Genomic DNA, 17,743 nt, shown 5'->3' with positions numbered 1-17,743 from the left:
AGGCGGACTTACGACGGGGCGGACCGGGCCGCGAACGCGTCCGCTCGTCCGGGAGCGCGCGGCGACACTGTGGCCGGTGACCCGTCCGCGGTACTCGGATCCGACCCGGTCTCGTCCGTCTCCTCGATGACGTAGCGCTGTCCCAGCATCGGATCGAGCAGACTGTTGACCTCGCCGCGATCGTCCGTCAGCAGCGGTGCGTCGTCGGTATCGGGGTCGGACATCCGGTTGTCGATCGCGTTTTCGAGGTCGACGCTCGTCTCTCGCGCGGCGTTCCGATCGGCGAGTTCGGCCTGCGAGAGTTCGGTCTCGTCTTTCGTGGCCACGAGCTGGATGTTCTGGACCGAGTTCGAGTCCGACGTGCGGAAACTGTACACGGAGGGGAAGACCTCGTCCATCGTCTTGTACTGGGCGTGATAAAACTCGGCGGCCGGTCCGCTCGGGGAGGAGATCACGTTCGCGTGTACCATCCCGTCCTCGCTCAATCGCTCGGTGAGCAGTTCCATGAACTCGACGGTGGTCAGGTGAAACGGGACCTGCTCTTTCTTGAAGGCGTCGAGGACGATCAGGTCGTAGGTCTCGTCGGTCCGCTGGAGGAACTGTCTGCCGTCCTCGGTGTGGACGTTTACCTCCCCGCGATCGAGTCCGAAGTACGTCTCGGCCGCGTCGGTCACGTCGGGATCGATCTCGACGACGTCGACGGTCGCGTCGTAGTGGTCTGCGAAGTCCTGCGGGCCGGTGTAGCCGCCGCCGCCGACGAACAGGACTCGATCGACGTCGTCGGGATCGTCGGTCAGCAGCATCGGCAGGTGGAAGTACTTCGTGTAGGTGAAGACGTGGCGATCGGGGTCCTCGAGATCGATCGCGCTGTGGCGGGCCGCGTCGAGGTACATCGTCCGGACGTCCCCGTCGTCGACGACCTCGAGTTGCTGGTAGGGCGTCTGGGTCTCGTAGACGACGTCACCGCGGTAGTCGTACGCGACCGGGCCGCCGCCTGCGGCGCCGACGAGCAAGAGCGCGACGAGCACGCTCGCGACGGCTGGCTTTCGCGGGAGCGACGGCAGCGTCAGCGCGATTGCCGTCCCGACGAGGGCGAACCCGAAGAGGACGCCGATCTGCGGGATCGTCAGGGCCGGAACGAGGACGAACGTGGTCGCGGCCGAGCCGAGAATGCTTCCGATCGTTCCCAGCGCGTAGACGTGTCCGGACGCTTCGCCCGTCCCGTCCTTCCAGGAGAGTTCGGCCGCGTAGGGGCTGATGAAGCCCAGCAGGTACGTCGGCGGACCGAACAGGACGATCACGGCCGGCAGCGAGGCGTACCGCGGCGGCAACGCCAGCGTCGACGTAGCGGTGAGCAACAGGTCGCTCCCGTAGACCACGACGGCGACGTACAACGCCGTCGCGAGCATGATCCAGGCCATCTCGCGGTTCGTCGCCAGTGCCGATCGCTTGCCGCCCTGCCAGTAGCCCAGGCTCAGGGCCCCGAGAAAGACCGTCAGGATGCCGCCGACGGTGTAGATGTGGCTCCCGAACTGCGGCGCGACGATCCGCACCGCGAGGATCTCGAGGCCCATGCTGGTGATCCCCGAGACCAGGACGGCGAGTTCGGGTTTCGTGGGTCGGTACGTCGAAATATCCCGTCCTCCCATTCTTGTCGGGACTGAGTCGATCCGTCCGTGAGTACCTGTCGTCTCGTCGCGAGGGTACGATCCTGCCGGAGAGACCCGTTTCCGCGGCGCTACTCGGCGGCTGTGACTGCGGTGAGGAGGTGAGCGGGTCGACACGCGGCGCTCCCGTTCCCGTCAACACCGGCAGGCCCCCGATCGATCGATTCCGGCGGCCGGATATCCGGTACCGCTATACGAAATCTCGGCACCGTCCGGCAACCGGACCCGATCGAGGGGGCGGTTCCGCCGGCGAGCGGGACCGTGTCCGCGGCCGTCCGGCCGTCAGTCACCGATCGAGACGATACTCTCGGTCGAATCGAAGTGAACGCGGTGGTCCGGACTGACGGTGAAGCTCACGCGAGCCAGGGACGTCCCGCCGTCGGGGCGCTCGACTTCGAGGACGGACAGTCGGGTGTTCATATCGGCGAGTCGTTCGTACGGCATCGCGTAGTACCCGTGGAGGTGGACGCCGTCGTCGACGTCCTTGACGCGCGCCCAGCGATGGACGACAGAACTGGAGCCGTACCCGGATTCGACGACCACCAGGACGGCGTCGTCGAAGTCGACTGCCCGGAGCCGATCGCGAGTCGCCTCCTCGACGTCCTCCGTCTCGAGGACGTCGTCGCGCTCGGCCGGGGTTTCCAGTAGTCTGACCCGGAACTCGCCGTCCGGGTCGGCGTCGGTGGTCGCCTCGTCCGGCACCGTGATTTCGTGTGGCGGTTCGTCGACGTGGGGGTCCGATTCGACGCGGTCGACTTTGCCGTCGGCGGTGCCATCGTCGCTCTCAAGCGGGACGCCCGCCAGTCGTGCATCAGGAATCGTACTGAACTCGAGCGACGGCGTCGTCGCCATGTGTTCGCCGAGGTACTCGTCGTTCCACTCGTCGCCGTCGTCTTTGCTCCCGTCACTCCCGGGGTCGTCGTCTCTCGTGTCGTTTTCACCGGGTTCGTCGCCCGTTCCCGTATCGAGACCGTCGGCATCGGTCAGACAGCCGGCGAGCGCGACCGCCAGCGTACCGCCTGCCGTCGTGAGGGCCGTGCGCCGGTGCATACGAATCCCACGGATCGATATCGGTAAAGGCGTTCTCCAAGCTAAAAGAGGGCCTTCAGCGGGGGTCCCGGCGATTTGATGGGTACGGATTCCGGTCCGCGTCGCGCCGAGAGCACCGTCTGATCTGGACGGTCGCGTCCGGCCTCTCCGATCGCGATCGGTACGTTCGAAGCCACGCGGTCGATCGGACTGATCACGTCCACATTCTTCCGTCCGGGCAGCGGACTGTCTACCATGTCGAACTCACCGGACGACAGCGTACGCGTGTGGCTCGTCGAGCGAACGTACTCCGACGACGAGCAGAACCTGATCATCCTCACCTACGCCACGACGGATGGCGACCGGTACTTCCGCAAGGAACGAGCGCTCACGTCGTTTACCGACGCGCGCGAGACGACCGCTGCCGTCGACGCCGACCTCGACAACCTCGGCACGACCGACGATCCTGCCCTGCAGGAGCAGTACGCGGCGGAAGCCCGGCGAATGGCGGACGCCCACGAACCCGACGACGTCATCTAGCACCGCGGCGGGGTCACCCTCGCTACGTGGATTTTCGGGCCGCGGTCGAGTCAGAACGACGTCGTCGCCAGTGCGAACAGTGCCGTGACGATCGCTCCGAGGGTCGGTCCGGGGGTTCCACGACGCCTGCCGCGGACGCGACCGGGAGGCGTACGGTCGCGGCGACCGCCGTGGCGAAATGTTACCGGAAGCGGCCGTCTTCCGCAACGATCGCCCGCTCGGATGCCCTCTTGGGGAGGGTGGTCGTCGCCGCCTCGAGATACGGCCGGAACAGTTCGAGGCGGTCTGTCGATCGGACGATTCCGCGCGGCTTGTCGTACTCGATGACGCCCGCCTCGTCGAGTTTCGGGAGGTGTGACTGGTACAGTGGAATGTAGACGCGCTGGCGCTGCGTCGGCGTCAGGTCGGCCACGCTCGTCTCGTGTTCCCGCGCGGCGACGTGGTCGGCGACGTCGCCCATCTTGACCACGTCGTCCGCATCCAGCAGGTATCGAATCGTCTCCCGACGCCGGAACGGCCGGAGGACGTGAAACGCGTCGTCGGGGGAGAGGGACGCCCCCTCGGATCGCGGTTCCGCGGAAGGTGCGTCCGAAGCGCGGAGTGGGCGGTCTGTGGCTGTCATATCACTCGGTCGAGTGGGAGAACCGGCACTACCTAAACTTTTTTGTATGGGTTTTTAAATATATGGTTATAGACAACTCTCGGGGATGGAACCGCGACGCGATCCACCCGTCTCGACGCCGTGATCCGAGCCGGGCGAACCCGGTTACCGGGCGGCTACGAGATGGCGCTCTTCCACGCTCCGTCCCGGGGCCGGCCGGACCTGTCGCCGAACGAACGGTCTCGAAGCCCGTTTCGATCCGACGGGTCCGACCCGACGATGCGACGGACGAGGGGGCGGCCGATCATTTCGATCCCGCCTCCTGCTTGCCGTCGCGGGCCGGTCGGACCTCGAGATACCCCTCGCCGAACACGGCGATCCGAAATCCGAGGTAGGAGAACCTGACCGACCGTCCGGCCGCCGTCTCGTCTTCGCCGGCCGACGCCAGAATCCGATCGAGTGCGTCGGGATCGATCGCATCGTACAGGGGGTCGCCGCGTTCGAGTCGGCCGGGGGCGATCCATTCGAGGCCCGAGAGGACGGCCGCGCTCGGCGCCGTCGTCGCCGTGTCGTACGTGATCCGATATCTATCGGCGTCGGAGTCGTACTCGAGCGACTCGACGGGATCAGTTGGACTCGTCATCTCTGGGGTCGTCGACGATTTGCTTGCCGAAGTGATCGAACGGCTGGACGTGCGAATTCGTGAGGACGTTCGAGTTGACGACCGTCAGACCGAGGTCGCTCAGTTCGTCGCTGACGCGGGCGATGTCGTCCGTATTCGTCCCCACGGCTTCGATCTGGAGGTTTTCCCGGCCGTCGAGGACTTCCTGAACCGTCACGACGCCGCTCACGTTTTGTGCGTTTTCGGCGAGTGCTTCGCGGTCGGGATGCGGTACGTGACAGATAAAGACGATGTGGAGCTGAAGGCCCGCCTTCTCGTAGTCGATCTTCGGATAGTAGCCCTGAATGATCCCCTCGTCTTCCATCTTCTCGATCCGATTCTGTACCGTGCTGGCCGATACGCCCACCCGGTCTGCCATTTCACGCGTTGTCATCCGGCGAGAATCCTGTTGGAGTAGAAACAGAATTCCCTTATTCACGCCGTCTAACTTCATAAATCGCAATTTCGCAGTCTCCCGGGCCTGTGATGATAGTTTCCCCAAATCACGATGGTACGCCTTACAATTCGCAATCGGAGGGAGAAATAATGCTCGTGGCTCGGGACCGAACTGTGTAGATCACAGCGCGACCGGGACGAAGAACCGAGCGTGACCGGTCGCCGGTCGTGACAGCGCCGTCGAGACCGACGCTCGCTCGGCACGCGCCGGGGCACTCCCTTGCAACCCCGCGAGGCGAATTCGCCGCGCGTGCGATCGGCAGGGAGCGATCCCGGTCGATCGAACCGTCAGTTGGTGGTGATAACCTCGATCACGTCGCGGTCCTCGACCGCGTAGTCCTTCCCGAGTTGGCGGTTCGATCGACAGTCGATCGCGTGGAGGAAGCCGTCGCCGATGTCCGAGTGGAGGCTGTAGGCGAAGTCCTCCGCGGTCGAGTCCGGCGGGATCAGGTAGCAGTCGGGCAGCACCTCGCCGCGTTCGTTCCCGAGTCCGTTCGCGCCGCCGGGGAAGACGGGCGTGACGCCGAGCACGTCGAACAGGGCGGTCTCGAGGGCCGCCTGGACGCCCGTCGCGCCGTACTCGGCGAGGAAGTCGCGGATCTGCTCGAGCCCCCGTTCCTGGTCGCTCGAGACGTCACCCGCGATTTCGAAGTCCTCGTCGCCGGGCCGGTAGTCGACGACGCCGGCCTTGTCGGCCGACTTCAGGGCCTTCTCGGCGTGGGCGCTGCAGGGAACGATCGTCAGGTGGTCGTACGCCGGATCGGCCGTGATCTCCTCGTAGTTCGCCTGCGCCGCGGGCGTGTCCATCTTGTTCGCCGCGATGACCATCGGCTTGGTCTCTTTCCGGATCTCGCGGGCGAGTTCGAGCCTGTCGGCTTCGTCCCACGCTTCGGGCTCGAAACCGACGCCGACCCGCCGGATCAGGCGCTTGATCTCGTCCTCGTTCGTCTTGAACGCGCTCATCTGCTCGGCGAGTTCTTCCTCGATGGCGTCCTCCTCGGTCGTGTAGCCCGACTCGTAGCGCTCGATCCCCTTCTCGAGGACGCCGAGGTACCACTGGTCGAGTTCCTCCTCGAGGAAGTCGATGTCCGTCCGCGGGTCGTGGCCTTCGGTGGGTTCGCCCTCCGCGTCCGTCTCGCCGGAGAAGTCGACGACGTGGACGAGGACGTCGGTCTCGTTCAGGTCCGTGAGAAACTGGTTGCCGAGGCCGTTGCCCTCGTGTGCGCCGGGAATGAGACCGGCGACGTCGACGAGTTTCGTCGGGACGAACCGCATCCCGTCGTCGCAGTAGCCGACGGTCGGGGTACACGCCTCGTCGAACTCCGGTGCAGCGCACTCGACGCGAACGTAGGCCTCGCCCACGCTCGGATCGATCGTCGTGAACGGGTAGGCCCCCTCGGGGACGTCGTTCATGGTCGCTGCGTTGAAAAAGGAGGACTTGCCGACGGAGGGTTTGCCGACGAGTCCGATACGGTAACTCATTGGTCCGTTTCGGCGGGCGTCGCCTAAACTGGTTTCTTTTCGTCAGTGCAGTGGGACGCATCAACGTGGCACGCGTCTACCGGCCAGCCCGCGGTACACGTCCTGCTGCCCGATCGGATCGGGGGCCGATCGACTCAGACGTGTGTCGGCGTCTCGGCGACCGTCTCGATGTCGAGTTCGTCGGCGACGTCGTCGAGGAGGTCGCCCTTGACCTCCGCGACCCGCCAGCCGATCTCGGCGACCAGCGGCGGATCGAACTCCTCGCGGATCGTCTCGAGGTGGTTCCGCTCGGTCTCGACGCGCTCGCGGAGGTAGTGCGCGCCGCGGCCGTTCTCGTCGGGATCGGGCGCGGGGGTAAGTTTGTTCGCGACGAGGCCCCTGACCGCGAAGTCTTTCTCACGGAGGTCGGCGATCGATCGCTCCGTCTCGTTCAGGGAGAGTTCGTCCGGGTTCAGGACGAGGAAGAACGCGGCGTCGTCCCGCAGCGCATTGCCGGCGAACTCGAAGAACTCCTTGCGCCCTTCCAGTCGGGCCAGCACGGGATCGCCCTCCATGACGCGACGCGGTTCGTTGCTCCCGACTGCGGCCTTCTCGAAGAGGTCGATGCTCTGTCGGCGCTTGTACATGAGCCGATCGATCCAGTTCTCGAGCAGGTCCGGGAGGCCGAGCAGTCGGAGCGTACTTCCCGACGGCGCGGTGTCGAAGACGACCCGATCGTAGGCTTCCGAGTTGCGCATCACGTCGACGAATCGATCGAACAGCGCCGATTCGTACGCGCCGGGCGTCCCGTGGGCCATCTCGAGTTGCCGGTTGATCTCGTTGACCATCGCGGCAGACACCTGTTCGGAGAGGTCCTGACGGATTTCGTCCAGGTGTCGCGTGACCTCGTCCTCGGGGTCGAGTTGCATCGCGTCGAGACCGTCGACCCCCTCGACCGGTTTCGGCGAGTCGTCGAACGGCTGGTCGAACACGTCGGTGACCGAGTGGGCAGGGTCGGTCGAGACGACGAGCGTCCGGAGTCCGTCGCGGGCACAGCGGAGCCCGTAGGCACACGAGACGGTCGTCTTGCCGACGCCACCCTTGCCACCGAAGAAGACGAACGGTTCCATCAGAAGTGGTACTGCTGGCCCTTTCGTTCGATGAGCGAGCCGCGATCCCACAGCCGCCGCTCCCACGCCTCGAACTCGTCTTCGAGGTACGGCAGCAGTTCGGCGGTGTAGTACGAGACCGGCGACGGGATCCCGAACGCGTCGGGGAAACACGCGAGCAGGAACGCGTCCTCGGCGTCCTCGGCTTCCTTCTCGATCTTCTCGTAGGACGGGTGCGAGATCATGCCGTGGTAGAGTCCCCGGAGCCACTCGTCCAGCGTCTTCCGGAACGTTTCGATCCGGTCGGCCAGTTCCATGCCAGTATGTCCGTTTCAGGCGAGTAAAATCTGTCGAGGGTCGCTTTCAAGGCGCCTGGATCCCAGTGTCCGGTATGGACGCCGACGGGACCATCCCGGTAACGATCCTCTCCGGAAGTCTGGGCGCTGGCAAGACGACGCTGCTCAACCACCTGCTGTCGACCGCCGGCGATCGGACGCTGGCGGTGCTGGTCAACGACATGGGCGAGGTGAACGTCGACGCGGAACTCGTCGCCGAGGGCTCCGAGCTAGAACTCGACGACGGCGTCGCGGAACTCTCGAACGGCTGTATCTGCTGTGAGTTGCAGGACGACCTCGAGACGGCCGTCGTCAGGTTGGCCAGCGATCGCTCGTTCGACCACCTCGTCGTGGAGTCCTCGGGTATCTCCGAGCCCGCGCCCGTCGCGCGGCTGTTCACGACGGAGTCCCGCGTTGCCGCACGCTACACGGTCGATACGCTCGTGACCGTCGTCGACACGCCCGCCTTCCTCGACGCGTTCGCGGGCGAGGAGGTTCCGGAGCGCCGCGGCGACGAGGCCGATCGGCCGCTCTCGGACCTGCTCGTCGAACAGGTGGAGGTCTCGAACGTCGTTCTGCTCAACAAGGCAGACCTGTGCAGCGAAAGCGAACTCGCGGAGGCCGAGGAACTCGTCCGCGCACTCCAGCCGGACGCCGAGACGATCCGCACGGAATTCTCGGCGGTCGATCCCGATCGGCTGCTCGGCAGGGGGTTGTTCGAGCCCGATCCGCTGAACGACCTCCCGGGCTGGAAACGGGCCCTGGACGCCGCCGAGGAGGGAGACGAGGGAGAGCACGATCACGGGCACGATCAGCGACCCGGAGACGAGCACGGTCACGAGGAGGAGGAGCACGGTCACGACCACGATCACCACCACCCCGACGAGGTCTACGGCGTCTCGTCGTTCGTCTACCGGCGTCGACGACCGTTTCATCCCGATCGATTCGCGTCGGTTCTCCGCGACTTGCCGCCCGAAATCGTCCGCGCGAAGGGGACCGCGTGGCTCGCGGACAACGAGATGCGGGTCGCGATCGCCCAGGCCGGGCCGTCGGTCAGGGCGTCCGCACAGGGGCCGTGGATCGCCAGCCTCCCCGAGATCGAACGCGACATGTACCGATCGAACCGGCCGGACCTCGTGTGGGACGACGAGCACGGCGATCGGCGAACCGAACTCGTCTTCATCGGCACCGACTACGACGAATCGGCGCTTCGGGCGGCGCTCTCGGAGGCGCTCGTGACCGACGACGAGTGGGACGGGACGTTCGACGGTCCGTTCCCCGACGAGCAGGGCGCGGAGACGGTCGTTCGCGAGCCCTGAGCCGGCGTCAGCAGGCGCAGCTACGGCCAGTGGAGCGCTCGAAGCGCATTTCGTCGCCGCAGTCGGGGCAGACCGGCTCGCCCGTCTCGTGGGTCGCTTCGCTCCCCTCCAGATCCACGTCCCTGATCCGGACGCCGCAGTCGTCACACCAGTAGGCACCCGTGGAGCCGTCGGTGGGGCGGTTTCTGGAACCGGTCGAATCGAGCATCGCTTTCACGGACGCGAGCAATCCCATGGTCGAACGTTCGACGTCATCCCTAACAACTCTTTGTGAGTGTGTCTCACTCGTGCACGATCGGTTCGACGATCGCCGATCGGGCGGTCGACGCCCGATCGACGACGCGCGGTGGCGGATCGATCCCGGGCGGCGAACCGATACCGAGTTGGACGCGGACGACGCCAGTGAGCGTACGAGACTGCACCGCTCCGCAGCCCTCAAACGAGTAACGGGATCGCGAGCCCGACGATGAGTGCCGCGAGAACGAGGATGAGGTAGAACAGCCGCTCCGCGCGGACTCCGGCCGGGACGAGGTGGACGGCCTCGGGGCGAGCGGTCCACACCTGCCTGTAGTACGCGCTGACGGTGACGAGGACGAAGAGCGCGGCCGACGCTGCGATCGATCGGTCGAGCGATGCGCCCAGCGCCTGGCCGTACAGCGGGCCGAACGACAGCAGGATCATGAACGCGAGTCCGACGACGACGACGAACGGGACGGGATCGACGGGACTCCCCTGGCGGTTCCGCGGGCGCATACTACGGGGACGCCGTCGAGCGGCAAAGAGCTAAGTGTTGCACGGACAGTTGTCCCGTATGAACGACCGGGACCAGGAAGCCGAGGGATTCAGCGCCGGCGTCTCGTCCTCCCGGGGTGATCCCCGTATCCTGTTCGTGATGAACGCGATCCTGTCGACGCTGTTCGGCTGGACGATCGTCTGGGGGCTCTCCTTCCTGGGGATCGTCGAGTTCGGGCTGATCAACGTCGCGACCGCAGCGATACTGTTGTTTGCGATGACCTACGCCGTGACGATGGCGTAAGCCGGTATCGTGAGGATGGGGCCGCCAAGCCTCGTTACGGTGGCGGAAGTCCGTATCGTGTGGACGGCGTCGGTCACCACCGCCCGACGCAGTCGACGAGTCGCCGATCGCCCCGACTACCGTCCGTAGATGAATCGCTGTGCGGCGTCGTCGATCCGGGCCGTCACCCGCCCTGCCCACGCGGCGGGTGATACCCGTTTGAGCGTCTCCTCGTCGATTTCGATCGCGTCGTCGCCGAACGGGTCTCGATCGGCGTTCTCGGCTCCGTCCTCGGACTCGGCGACGTCGACGACCGACGACATCGCACACCGGCCGCAGGACTCGGTTTGCTTTCCTCCCATGGGATTCTCTTTCACGATAGTACGTCCCCAGCGGCTAAAACGTATCGCCCGGCGGGCCGGAACACGGCCCGTTCGTCGTCGAGTCCAGCCATCGACGCATATTTGCGATCCCGGCCGGTACGCGGTGGTATGGGATACCGAATCGTCGATCCGGACGCTATCGATCCGGAACCCGATCGCCCCAGCGAGTGTCGGAAACTGTCCGAGCCCGCCGGCCTCGAGACGATGGCGATCAACCGGTTCCACGCCGAACCGGGCGAGGAGCTTCCGCTCGCCTACCACTACCACGACACCCAGCAGGAGGCGTTCTACGTCCTCTCGGGGACGCTGTCCGTCGAAACGCCCGACGAGACGTACGAGGTGCCGAACGACTGCCTGTTCGTCGTCGACCCGGAGAGTCCCCAGCGCGCGTACAACCCGTCCGACGCCGACGATCCGGTGACGGTGCTGGCCGTCGGGGCACCGTCGGCCGACGACGTTCACGCGTACGACCCCGACGACGCATGAACGAGGAACCATCGCCGGCGGCCGACGACCTGCCCGCGGAGATTCGCGAGGCGGTTCCCGAGTGGGACGACGAGTACTTCGATCGGGTCGCCCACCGGCTCGTGTACAGCTACGATCTGGAGAAGGATTACCGGCTCGACGGCCAGCGGTGGGATCTCTACGCCGAGATGCGCGTGGTCAACCAGAAGCAGTTCTTCCACCCCGCGCTGAGTTACGCCGATCACGAGGCCGAGGAGTACGTCTTCGCCCGTCGGGAGTCCCGACCGACCGTCGCGGAACTCGATCGGCTCGTCGACCTCGGTCACGACGTCGCGGACGAGCGCATCGTCGCCGACGAGGAGCACTTCGGGACGGACGTGAGCTTCGTGCTCGTCGCCGACGAACTGCCCGACGACGTCCGCGAGTACGTCTCGGGGTTTCGCGATCGGACGCTGCTGAAGTTCGGTTACTACGGTCACTACGACGTGAACCTCGTCGTCGTCGTTCCCGACGCCGAAACGTACGTCGGCAGCGAGGCCGCTGACGTCGCCGAGGCGTTTACGCTCTGGGACGACGTGAGCGAACCCGAGGACGGCGTGCTCTCGCGGTTCGCGAAGCGATTCTGGCGATAGCCGACGAGCGGTTTTGCGGATAGCCGACGCTGTTTCCGATCGATCGACCCAAAAAAGCGACCGGATCCGCGTTCGAACTGCGTTCAGTCGTCGCCCGGTGCGGCGGGCGCTTCCGGTCCGCGACGGACGTCGCGGATGTTCCTGTACCCGAGTCTGACGAGCGCGAGCGCCAGCCCGATCAGGACGAGGCCGATCCCCATCTGGACGATCGATGAAATCGTCGCCTCGGTGGTTCCAGCCCCTCCCTGAATCAGATTCAGGTAGAGGTTCTCGTAGAACACCAGGATCGAGAGCCCGAGGATGGTGATCGTCACCATGATCGCCATCGGGACGCCCGTGGAGACGAGCTGTTTGCTGTCGTCCCAGTTGGCCAGCCACACGGTCGCGGTCAGCAGCGCCAGCGCGGCGAGCAACTGGTTCGCACCGCCGAACAGCTGCCAGAGGACGACCCACTGACCGGAGACGACCAGCAGGTACGCGGGAACGGTCTGGACGATCGGGTTCGTGTACCGTCCGCGAGCGAACGACGCGGGATTGGCGTTCAGACCGGTGTCGGTCCGCCCCGCGGGCGTGCCGACGATCTCTTCCATCATGTATCGACCGAGACGGACGGCCGTGTCGGTCGACGTGAGCAGGAAGCTACACAGCACCAGCGCCATGAACACGGCGCCGACGGTCTCGGGAACGCCGAGGCTGGTGAGGATGAGCCCACCACCGGACGCGAAGTTCGGCAGCGCCTGGCCGATGCCGCCGCCTTCGGTGAAGCCCCACACTGCGAGCGTCGAGAGTGCGACCGCGGCGAGGAGACCCTCGCCGAGCATCCCGCCGTATCCGATCAGGCGGGCGTCGGTCTCCTTGTCGAGCTGTTTGGCGGTCGTCCCCGAGGAGACCAGTGAGTGGAATCCACTGATCGTCCCGCAGGCGATCGTGATGAACAGCAGCGGGAACAGCGGCGCGTAACCGGCCGTTTCGACGCCCCAGAACCCTTCGAACGCGCCGATCGAGCTGTCGATGACGAGCGGTTCGGACGAGGTTCCGAGGACCGTCCCGACGATGATCGCGACGATCGCCCCGCCGACGCCGGTGTACAGCAGGAACGACGACAGGTAGTCACGCGGCTGGAGCAGGACCCACACCGGGAGCGCGCTCGCGATGGCGGCGTACACCATCACGACCGGGATCCACGCCGCGGTGTTCCCGCCGAGGTCTGCCGCGCCCGGGACCCAGGATCCGTCGCCGCTGAGCAGGACCGTCACCGAAATGTCGGCGGTTCGCTCGGCGGTCGGTTCGAAGATCGCGACCGGGTACTGGATCCCGACCCAGACGGCCGCGAACACGCCCAGGACGAACACGATCGTTCCGGGAATGAACGGGCCGTTGAACTGGTACAGGTAGACCCCGAACGCCAGCGCCAGGGCGATGTAGATGAACGACGCCGTCGTCACCTCCGGATAGGCGTTGAACACGATCCCGACGACGAGCGCGAACACGGCCACGACCAGGATGATCGTCAGGAACGCGAACCACAGCAACATGTTCTTGCCGCTCTTGCCGACGTACTCGCCGATCATGTAGCCGATCGACTTCCCCTCGTGGCGCAGACTGCCCGACAGCGACACGAAGTCGTGAACCGCGCCCATCAGCGGGTTGCCGATCGCGATCCACAGGAGCGCGGGGACCCAGCCCCAGATTGCCCCGGCCGTGATCGGGCCGACGATCGGGGCGCCCCCCGCGATACTCGAATAGTGATGCCCCAACAAGACCGGTTTCTTCGACGGGACGTACTCCTGGCCGTCCTCGTACTTGTGTGCCGGTGTCTCGCGGTCCGAGTCGAGTTCGACGAACTGAGTGAGGTACTTCGAATACCCCACGTACCCCACTGTGAACGTTACCAGTACTGCGGCAACGATCCATATCACCTGTGTCATGCTAGATCCACACAAGCCAAGGGAGTGCGAGAACCTTAATAGTTATTTATTCTTCTGCGGCAAGCTCCCTGAATCTGTTCGAATTGCGGCGGTAATATCCGTATAGAAGAATGTAACTCTACGTATAGAAGAATGATCTCCAGTTTGACCCTTTATCTCGTCCGACCGAGGACCGGCCACGACGGGTTAGCCGACGATCGCGCTCCAGCCCCAGCCGGCGAGTGCGATCACCCCGAGTGCGAGGACGGCGAATACGCCCCACTGCTGGGCCTCGGTGTCCGCGAACGGTGCCAAGACGTCCACGAGCCCCGTCGCCTGCATCATCCCGAGTGCGAGCAACAGCAGCCCGAAGATCGAGACGGCGGCGATCCCGACCCAGTTTCGGATCATCCACTGATCTTCCTCCTTGGCCTCCGCTTTGGTGTTCGTCGGCTTGTCCGTCGGCTCCCGATCGGGCTCGGACATACGTCTCGATTGTAGCGAAGCGGAGGAAACGGTTCTACCTGCAGGCTCCGGCCGTCCCCGCGGGCGGTCGGCGTCGCGACCCTCGTTCGTCGTCAGTCGAGTACGGCTGCCAGCGCATCCATCGTCTGCTCGACCCGATCGACGCGAGCGTTGTGGCCCATGTGTCCGATTCGGAGGACGTCGTCTTCGAGATCCCCGAGGCCGGTCGCGAGGACGACGTCGTGCTCCTCGCGCATCGCTCGCTGCAACTCGCCGGCCCGATCGTCGACCGAGACCGCGGTCACGGTCGGTGACGAATCGTCCTCGGTCGTCGGATACGTGTCCAGCCCGAGGTCCGCGGCTCGCTCGCGACACCGCTGCGCCGCCGTCTCGTGTCGATCGAAGACGGCCTCGAGTCCCTCCTCGAGGAGCAGGTCGACCGCGGCGTCGAGGCCGTACAGGTTCGCGGTGAGGTGGGTGTAGGGAAACCACTCGTCGTCGGCCGCCGTCCGCCACGGTTCGAGGTCGGCGTAGAAGGATCGCGTCTCGACCGACTCGATGCGGTTCCACGCGCGATCGCTGATCGCACAGGTCGCGAGCCCCGGTGGCGTGCTGAAACACTTCTGGCTCGCGCCGAGACAGACGTCGATCTTTCCGGTCGGGACGGGCGTGCCGCCCAGCGAAGAGACCGCGTCGACGACGGTGACGACGTCCCGATCGTCGAGGAGGTCGAGGATCGGCTCGAGGTCGTTCAGCGTCCCCGTCGGCGTCTCGCAGTGGACCATCGTCGCGACGTCGAACGGCCCGTCCGCATCGTCGAGGAACGCCGTGACGGTCTCCCGATCGAGCGTCTCGTCCCAGGGCACGTCACAGACGGCCGCCTCGCCGCCGTACTGCTCGACGAAGTCGGCGAAGCCCTCGCCGTACAGACCGTTCGAGAGACACAGCACTCGATCGCCGGACTCGACCAGCGAGGCGACGGCGGCCTCGAGGCCGAGGATCCCCTCACCGCCGAGGACGACGACGTCCCGCCGTTCGTTCGACTCGGTCGCGGACCGGTCGTGCCCGTCGGACCGATATATCGTGGCCAGTTTGTCCGTCAACTCCCGGTAGAACGCGAAGAACTCGGGTTCGACGTCGGGGTTCGGGGTGGGCTGGGCCATCCGCTGGCGCACCGCTCCGGGGACCTCGGTCGGACCGGGCGTCATCCGCAGTCTGTCCGCGGTTGGATCGGTCATAGGCTGTACAGGAACTCGCTTACGGATAAACCCCCGGCGCCGTCTCGGCGTCGTTCCAGCCGCCCCCGGACGATCGGCGTCGCCGGAAAGAGCCCGATCGAGAGTCGTTCGATCTCGTCGACGTCGAAATCGTCGTGGCAGACGAACCGTTCGACGGTGGCGCGATTCAACTGACAGCCGCCGGCCACCCGCTCCCAGAGCGGATTCAGGAGATTCTGCCCCGCGGCACGCCAGCCGTCTGCCCGGACGTGCTCGAGGAAGCGGAACTCGCCGCCCGGTTTCAACACCCGTGCGACCTCCGCGAGCGCCGCGTCGGGGTCCCGGATCGTACAGAAGACCAGGCCGGCGACGACGACGTCGAAGGCGTCGTCGGGATAGGGCAGCGACTCGGCGCGAGCGTCGCGGAGGTCGACGGCACAGCCGACCTCGCGCGCCTTCTGCGCCGCCCGGCGGCGCATGTAGGGATCGGGTTCGATCGCGTGAAACTCGACGTCCCGGTCGCTGGCGGCGACGTGCGGGAAGTTCGCCCCGGTTCCCGCCCCGACGTCCAGTACCCGTCCGGCGAGGTCGGCGGTCAGATACCGTCTGTGTGGCGCAAACAGGGTTCGTTCCGGAACGACCCAGTCGTAGACCGCCGCCACGAGCGGGTGTGAAATGTCGTCGCTCGCGTCGCCGGAGGCCGTCCGGCTCACGTCGTGCGTGAACATGATCTACGCCGATCGACGTGGGGCAGCGGGAAATCGATTGTGCCGCGAGCGTACCAGTGTTTGTGCGGCGCGAGCGTACCGGTGTTAACGGACCGCGCACGCGAACGAGCGCCACGGGCCGCGGCGTGCGGTCCGTGGCTCGCGCGCCGGCGGCCAGCGGTCTTCGGCGGCGGCCGCGTGACGCCGCTCACCGGATCGCGTCCGGAATCCGATCGATCACGTCGGTCGCGACGACGCCGGGACCGTACTCGGCCGTCGCCAGTTCGCCGGTCTTGCCGAGCACCCACGTCCCGAGTTCGGCGGCCTCCGCGCGGTCCATTCCCTGGCCGAGTAGGGACCCGACGATGCCGGCCAGCGTGTCGCCGGTTCCGGCAACGGTGAGCGCCGAGGTGCCCGTCTCGTTACGAATTCGCTCTCCGTCGCCGATGATTTCGTCGACGTCGCCGGTCAGCGTGACGACGGCGCCGGTTTCCGCCGAGAAGGCTTCGAGCGAACCGTACGACTCGCGGATCGGATCGACTTCGGCGCTGCTGGGCGTGAGGACGGTGTTCGAGAGGTCGACGTCGAGTGCCGGTTCGATCGCGAGCGCGTCGACGACGGTCGGTACGTCGACGGCGTCGACGGCGTCGCGCAGGGCAACGGGATCGGCGTCGACGAGACCGGGGCCGATCACCAGCGCGTCGGCCCAGTCGCTCAGCTCGCGGGTGCGCTCGACGGCGCTCGCCTCGAACTGCTCGCCTGCGTAGCGATCCACGAGCAGGTTCGGATCGTGACTCGCGACGACCTCGTAGATCGGGTCGGCGACGAACGCGCGGACGTGGTCCGACCCGGTCCGGAGCGCCGCCCGCCCGACGAGCACGGGCTGGTTGGGGTACTCGATCGAACCGCCGACGATGCCGACGCGACCGTTGTCGTTCCCGCCCTCGGAGACGTTCGAGAGCGTCCGCTGCAGGCGTACCATACCACCGTTCGCTCCGCCCGACTGGTAGCGGTTCGGCAGGCGTGTTCCGGTCGCCCAAACCCGACGTATGCTACGTCAGATCATAGTACGTGGCCCTCGTACCGTCGTCCATGTTCGACGACAGAACGGACGCCGGCGATCGACTCGCAACGGAACTCGAGCGCCGCGACTTCGAAGCCGACGTCGTCCTCGGCATCCCGCGCGGGGCCCTGCCCGTCGCCCGGCCCGTCGCGGACGCGCTCGACGCCGACCTGGACGTCGTCGTGGCCCGGAAGATGGGCGCGCCGGGGAACCCCGAACTGGCGATCGGCGCGGTCGCGAGCGACGGGAGCGTCTGGTACAACGACGACCTCGTAGATCGGTTAGGCGTGGACGACGCGTACCTCGAGGAGATCCGCGAGGAAGAGGCCGAGAACGCGGCGGCGAAAGCCGATCGCTACCACGACTCGCCGGGCCTGCCGGATCTCGCGGACAAGCGCGTGGTGATCGTGGACGACGGCGTCGCCACGGGCGCGACGGCGACCGCCTGTCTCCGACAGGTGCAGGATTCGGACGCCGAGTACGTCGCGCTCGCCGTTCCCGTGGGCTCGCCCCGATCGGTCGCGGAACTCGCGGACGAGGCCGACGAGGTGATCGCGCTCGAGACGCCGGACCACTTCCGGGCGGTGGGACAGTTCTACCGGACGTTCGGCCAGGTGACCGACGAGGAGGCGATCGAGTACCTCGAAGGGCGATAGGGCCACGATACGTCGTCACCCGCGGGAAAACGGCGGCTACGGGGGATCGGTGTCC

At 66.2% G+C, this 17,743-nt stretch carries 23 protein-coding genes; 6 read left to right on the top strand and 17 right to left on the bottom strand.

Annotated features, from left to right (window positions below; genetic code table 11):
* Nucleotides 1-8: 8 nt before the first annotated feature.
* Nucleotides 9-1,649: a spermidine synthase gene (locus tag MUG98_RS16165; protein ID WP_265108467.1), complete on the bottom strand. Its 1,641-nt coding sequence runs from the start codon at nt 1,647-1,649 to the stop codon at nt 9-11.
* A gap of 300 nt (nt 1,650-1,949) precedes the next feature.
* A complete protein-coding gene (locus MUG98_RS16160; protein WP_265108466.1) occupies nt 1,950-2,717 on the bottom strand; it encodes a hypothetical protein in 768 nt (255 codons plus the stop codon).
* Between the two features lie 234 nt (nt 2,718-2,951).
* On the opposite strand from MUG98_RS16160, the gene MUG98_RS16155 reads away from it, so the two are divergent.
* Nucleotides 2,952-3,236 (top strand): DUF7967 family protein, encoded by a 285-nt coding sequence (locus MUG98_RS16155; RefSeq protein WP_265108465.1) that lies wholly within the window; start codon nt 2,952-2,954, stop codon nt 3,234-3,236.
* Nucleotides 3,237-3,417: 181 nt separating this feature from the next.
* Here the strand turns inward: MUG98_RS16155 and MUG98_RS16150 are convergent, their stop codons facing one another.
* The 6 genes from MUG98_RS16150 to MUG98_RS16125 form a co-directional block, all read right to left on the bottom strand.
* A complete protein-coding gene (locus MUG98_RS16150; RefSeq protein WP_265108464.1) occupies nt 3,418-3,858 on the bottom strand; it encodes a DUF7344 domain-containing protein in 441 nt (146 codons plus the stop codon).
* Between the two features lie 283 nt (nt 3,859-4,141).
* Complete coding sequence (locus MUG98_RS16145; RefSeq protein WP_265108463.1) at nt 4,142-4,480, bottom strand: HalOD1 output domain-containing protein; 339 nt, start codon at nt 4,478-4,480, stop codon at nt 4,142-4,144.
* Nucleotides 4,464-4,952 carry an Lrp/AsnC family transcriptional regulator gene (locus tag MUG98_RS16140; protein WP_345779774.1) on the bottom strand — a complete coding sequence of 163 codons (489 nt, stop codon included), beginning with the start codon at nt 4,950-4,952 and terminating at the stop codon, nt 4,464-4,466. Before MUG98_RS16140 ends, MUG98_RS16145 begins: the two co-directional genes overlap by 17 nt.
* 290 nt (nt 4,953-5,242) lie before the next feature.
* Nucleotides 5,243-6,436, bottom strand: coding sequence for a redox-regulated ATPase YchF (locus MUG98_RS16135; protein ID WP_265108461.1), 1,194 nt, complete (start codon nt 6,434-6,436; stop codon nt 5,243-5,245).
* A 134-nt stretch (nt 6,437-6,570) separates the two neighbouring features.
* On the bottom strand, nt 6,571-7,545 hold the full coding sequence (locus MUG98_RS16130) for an ArsA family ATPase (RefSeq protein WP_265108460.1): 975 nt from the start codon (nt 7,543-7,545) through the stop codon (nt 6,571-6,573).
* Complete coding sequence (locus MUG98_RS16125) at nt 7,545-7,841, bottom strand: DUF7990 family protein (protein ID WP_265108459.1); 297 nt, start codon at nt 7,839-7,841, stop codon at nt 7,545-7,547. The genes MUG98_RS16130 and MUG98_RS16125 overlap by 1 nt, the downstream gene beginning before the upstream one ends.
* A 74-nt stretch (nt 7,842-7,915) precedes the next feature.
* On the opposite strand from MUG98_RS16125, the gene MUG98_RS16120 reads away from it, so the two are divergent.
* Nucleotides 7,916-9,178: a CobW family GTP-binding protein gene (locus MUG98_RS16120; RefSeq protein WP_265108458.1), complete on the top strand. Its 1,263-nt coding sequence runs from the start codon at nt 7,916-7,918 to the stop codon at nt 9,176-9,178.
* A gap of 7 nt (nt 9,179-9,185) precedes the next feature.
* Here the strand turns inward: MUG98_RS16120 and MUG98_RS16115 are convergent, their stop codons facing one another.
* The 3 genes from MUG98_RS16115 to MUG98_RS16105 are packed head-to-tail and all read right to left on the bottom strand — an operon-like array spanning nt 9,186 to nt 9,931.
* Nucleotides 9,186-9,413, bottom strand: coding sequence for a hypothetical protein (locus tag MUG98_RS16115; RefSeq protein WP_265108457.1), 228 nt, complete (start codon nt 9,411-9,413; stop codon nt 9,186-9,188).
* 46 nt (nt 9,414-9,459) lie between these two features.
* Nucleotides 9,460-9,600 (bottom strand): hypothetical protein, encoded by a 141-nt coding sequence (locus tag MUG98_RS16110; protein ID WP_265108456.1) that lies wholly within the window; start codon nt 9,598-9,600, stop codon nt 9,460-9,462.
* 13 nt (nt 9,601-9,613) lie between these two features.
* Complete coding sequence (locus MUG98_RS16105) at nt 9,614-9,931, bottom strand: hypothetical protein (protein ID WP_265108455.1); 318 nt, start codon at nt 9,929-9,931, stop codon at nt 9,614-9,616.
* A gap of 58 nt (nt 9,932-9,989) precedes the next feature.
* Here MUG98_RS16105 and MUG98_RS16100 point away from each other — a divergent pair, with 58 nt between their 5' ends.
* Nucleotides 9,990-10,214: a DUF8107 family protein gene (locus MUG98_RS16100; RefSeq protein WP_265108454.1), complete on the top strand. Its 225-nt coding sequence runs from the start codon at nt 9,990-9,992 to the stop codon at nt 10,212-10,214.
* Nucleotides 10,215-10,330: 116 nt separating this feature from the next.
* Here MUG98_RS16100 and MUG98_RS16095 read toward each other — a convergent pair whose 3' ends face one another.
* Nucleotides 10,331-10,555 carry a DUF8007 family protein gene (locus MUG98_RS16095; RefSeq protein ID WP_265108453.1) on the bottom strand — a complete coding sequence of 75 codons (225 nt, stop codon included), beginning with the start codon at nt 10,553-10,555 and terminating at the stop codon, nt 10,331-10,333.
* Nucleotides 10,556-10,684: 129 nt separating this feature from the next.
* Between MUG98_RS16095 and MUG98_RS16090 the strand changes: the two genes are divergently transcribed.
* The gene (locus MUG98_RS16090) at nt 10,685-11,062 is read left to right on the top strand and encodes a cupin domain-containing protein (protein WP_265108452.1); all 378 of its coding nucleotides are present in this window, start codon (nt 10,685-10,687) and stop codon (nt 11,060-11,062) included.
* Nucleotides 11,059-11,673 (top strand): DUF8052 family protein, encoded by a 615-nt coding sequence (locus MUG98_RS16085; protein WP_265108451.1) that lies wholly within the window; start codon nt 11,059-11,061, stop codon nt 11,671-11,673. The genes MUG98_RS16090 and MUG98_RS16085 overlap by 4 nt, the downstream gene beginning before the upstream one ends.
* A gap of 83 nt (nt 11,674-11,756) precedes the next feature.
* On the opposite strand, the gene MUG98_RS16080 is transcribed toward MUG98_RS16085, so the two are convergent.
* From MUG98_RS16080 to MUG98_RS16060, 5 genes are all read right to left on the bottom strand, one after another.
* The gene (locus MUG98_RS16080) at nt 11,757-13,601 is read right to left on the bottom strand and encodes a carbon starvation CstA family protein (RefSeq protein WP_265108450.1); all 1,845 of its coding nucleotides are present in this window, start codon (nt 13,599-13,601) and stop codon (nt 11,757-11,759) included.
* A gap of 186 nt (nt 13,602-13,787) precedes the next feature.
* On the bottom strand, nt 13,788-14,066 hold the full coding sequence (locus tag MUG98_RS16075) for a hypothetical protein (RefSeq protein ID WP_265108449.1): 279 nt from the start codon (nt 14,064-14,066) through the stop codon (nt 13,788-13,790).
* Nucleotides 14,067-14,158: 92 nt separating this feature from the next.
* The gene (locus MUG98_RS16070) at nt 14,159-15,283 is read right to left on the bottom strand and encodes a pyridoxal-phosphate-dependent aminotransferase family protein (protein WP_265108448.1); all 1,125 of its coding nucleotides are present in this window, start codon (nt 15,281-15,283) and stop codon (nt 14,159-14,161) included.
* The gene (locus tag MUG98_RS16065) at nt 15,280-15,990 is read right to left on the bottom strand and encodes a class I SAM-dependent methyltransferase (protein WP_265108447.1); all 711 of its coding nucleotides are present in this window, start codon (nt 15,988-15,990) and stop codon (nt 15,280-15,282) included. The genes MUG98_RS16070 and MUG98_RS16065 overlap by 4 nt, the downstream gene beginning before the upstream one ends.
* A gap of 187 nt (nt 15,991-16,177) precedes the next feature.
* Nucleotides 16,178-16,951, bottom strand: coding sequence for an NAD(P)H-hydrate dehydratase (locus tag MUG98_RS16060; RefSeq protein WP_265108446.1), 774 nt, complete (start codon nt 16,949-16,951; stop codon nt 16,178-16,180).
* 110 nt (nt 16,952-17,061) lie between these two features.
* Here MUG98_RS16060 and MUG98_RS16055 point away from each other — a divergent pair, with 110 nt between their 5' ends.
* Nucleotides 17,062-17,688, top strand: a complete 627-nt coding sequence (locus tag MUG98_RS16055; RefSeq protein WP_265108445.1) for a phosphoribosyltransferase — start codon at nt 17,062-17,064, stop codon at nt 17,686-17,688.
* Nucleotides 17,689-17,743: the final 55 nt, after the last annotated feature.

This window comes from Halosolutus halophilus, from assembly GCF_022869805.1.
In the GTDB taxonomy this organism is placed as follows: domain Archaea; phylum Halobacteriota; class Halobacteria; order Halobacteriales; family Natrialbaceae; genus Halosolutus; species Halosolutus halophilus.
The sequence above is the reverse complement of the archived record's forward strand: the minus strand, read 5'-3'. Positions and strand labels throughout refer to the sequence as shown.

What these genes read in the sequence shown, in the direction of transcription:
- MUG98_RS16165 (WP_265108467.1), bottom strand. Translation starts at nt 1,649, where the DNA reads ATGGGAGGACGGGATATTTCGACGTACCGACCCACGAAACCCGAACTC.
- MUG98_RS16160 (WP_265108466.1), bottom strand. Translation starts at nt 2,717, where the DNA reads ATGCACCGGCGCACGGCCCTCACGACGGCAGGCGGTACGCTGGCGGTC.
- MUG98_RS16155 (WP_265108465.1), top strand. Translation starts at nt 2,952, where the DNA reads ATGTCGAACTCACCGGACGACAGCGTACGCGTGTGGCTCGTCGAGCGA.
- MUG98_RS16150 (WP_265108464.1), bottom strand. Translation starts at nt 3,858, where the DNA reads ATGACAGCCACAGACCGCCCACTCCGCGCTTCGGACGCACCTTCCGCG.
- MUG98_RS16145 (WP_265108463.1), bottom strand. Translation starts at nt 4,480, where the DNA reads ATGACGAGTCCAACTGATCCCGTCGAGTCGCTCGAGTACGACTCCGAC.
- MUG98_RS16140 (WP_345779774.1), bottom strand. Translation starts at nt 4,952, where the DNA reads ATGAAGTTAGACGGCGTGAATAAGGGAATTCTGTTTCTACTCCAACAG.
- MUG98_RS16135 (WP_265108461.1), bottom strand. Translation starts at nt 6,436, where the DNA reads ATGAGTTACCGTATCGGACTCGTCGGCAAACCCTCCGTCGGCAAGTCC.
- MUG98_RS16130 (WP_265108460.1), bottom strand. Translation starts at nt 7,545, where the DNA reads ATGGAACCGTTCGTCTTCTTCGGTGGCAAGGGTGGCGTCGGCAAGACG.
- MUG98_RS16125 (WP_265108459.1), bottom strand. Translation starts at nt 7,841, where the DNA reads ATGGAACTGGCCGACCGGATCGAAACGTTCCGGAAGACGCTGGACGAG.
- MUG98_RS16120 (WP_265108458.1), top strand. Translation starts at nt 7,916, where the DNA reads ATGGACGCCGACGGGACCATCCCGGTAACGATCCTCTCCGGAAGTCTG.
- MUG98_RS16115 (WP_265108457.1), bottom strand. Translation starts at nt 9,413, where the DNA reads ATGGGATTGCTCGCGTCCGTGAAAGCGATGCTCGATTCGACCGGTTCC.
- MUG98_RS16105 (WP_265108455.1), bottom strand. Translation starts at nt 9,931, where the DNA reads ATGCGCCCGCGGAACCGCCAGGGGAGTCCCGTCGATCCCGTCCCGTTC.
- MUG98_RS16100 (WP_265108454.1), top strand. Translation starts at nt 9,990, where the DNA reads ATGAACGACCGGGACCAGGAAGCCGAGGGATTCAGCGCCGGCGTCTCG.
- MUG98_RS16095 (WP_265108453.1), bottom strand. Translation starts at nt 10,555, where the DNA reads ATGGGAGGAAAGCAAACCGAGTCCTGCGGCCGGTGTGCGATGTCGTCG.
- MUG98_RS16090 (WP_265108452.1), top strand. Translation starts at nt 10,685, where the DNA reads ATGGGATACCGAATCGTCGATCCGGACGCTATCGATCCGGAACCCGAT.
- MUG98_RS16085 (WP_265108451.1), top strand. Translation starts at nt 11,059, where the DNA reads ATGAACGAGGAACCATCGCCGGCGGCCGACGACCTGCCCGCGGAGATT.
- MUG98_RS16080 (WP_265108450.1), bottom strand. Translation starts at nt 13,601, where the DNA reads ATGACACAGGTGATATGGATCGTTGCCGCAGTACTGGTAACGTTCACA.
- MUG98_RS16075 (WP_265108449.1), bottom strand. Translation starts at nt 14,066, where the DNA reads ATGTCCGAGCCCGATCGGGAGCCGACGGACAAGCCGACGAACACCAAA.
- MUG98_RS16070 (WP_265108448.1), bottom strand. Translation starts at nt 15,283, where the DNA reads ATGACCGATCCAACCGCGGACAGACTGCGGATGACGCCCGGTCCGACC.
- MUG98_RS16065 (WP_265108447.1), bottom strand. Translation starts at nt 15,990, where the DNA reads ATGTTCACGCACGACGTGAGCCGGACGGCCTCCGGCGACGCGAGCGAC.
- MUG98_RS16060 (WP_265108446.1), bottom strand. Translation starts at nt 16,951, where the DNA reads ATGGTACGCCTGCAGCGGACGCTCTCGAACGTCTCCGAGGGCGGGAAC.
- MUG98_RS16055 (WP_265108445.1), top strand. Translation starts at nt 17,062, where the DNA reads ATGTTCGACGACAGAACGGACGCCGGCGATCGACTCGCAACGGAACTC.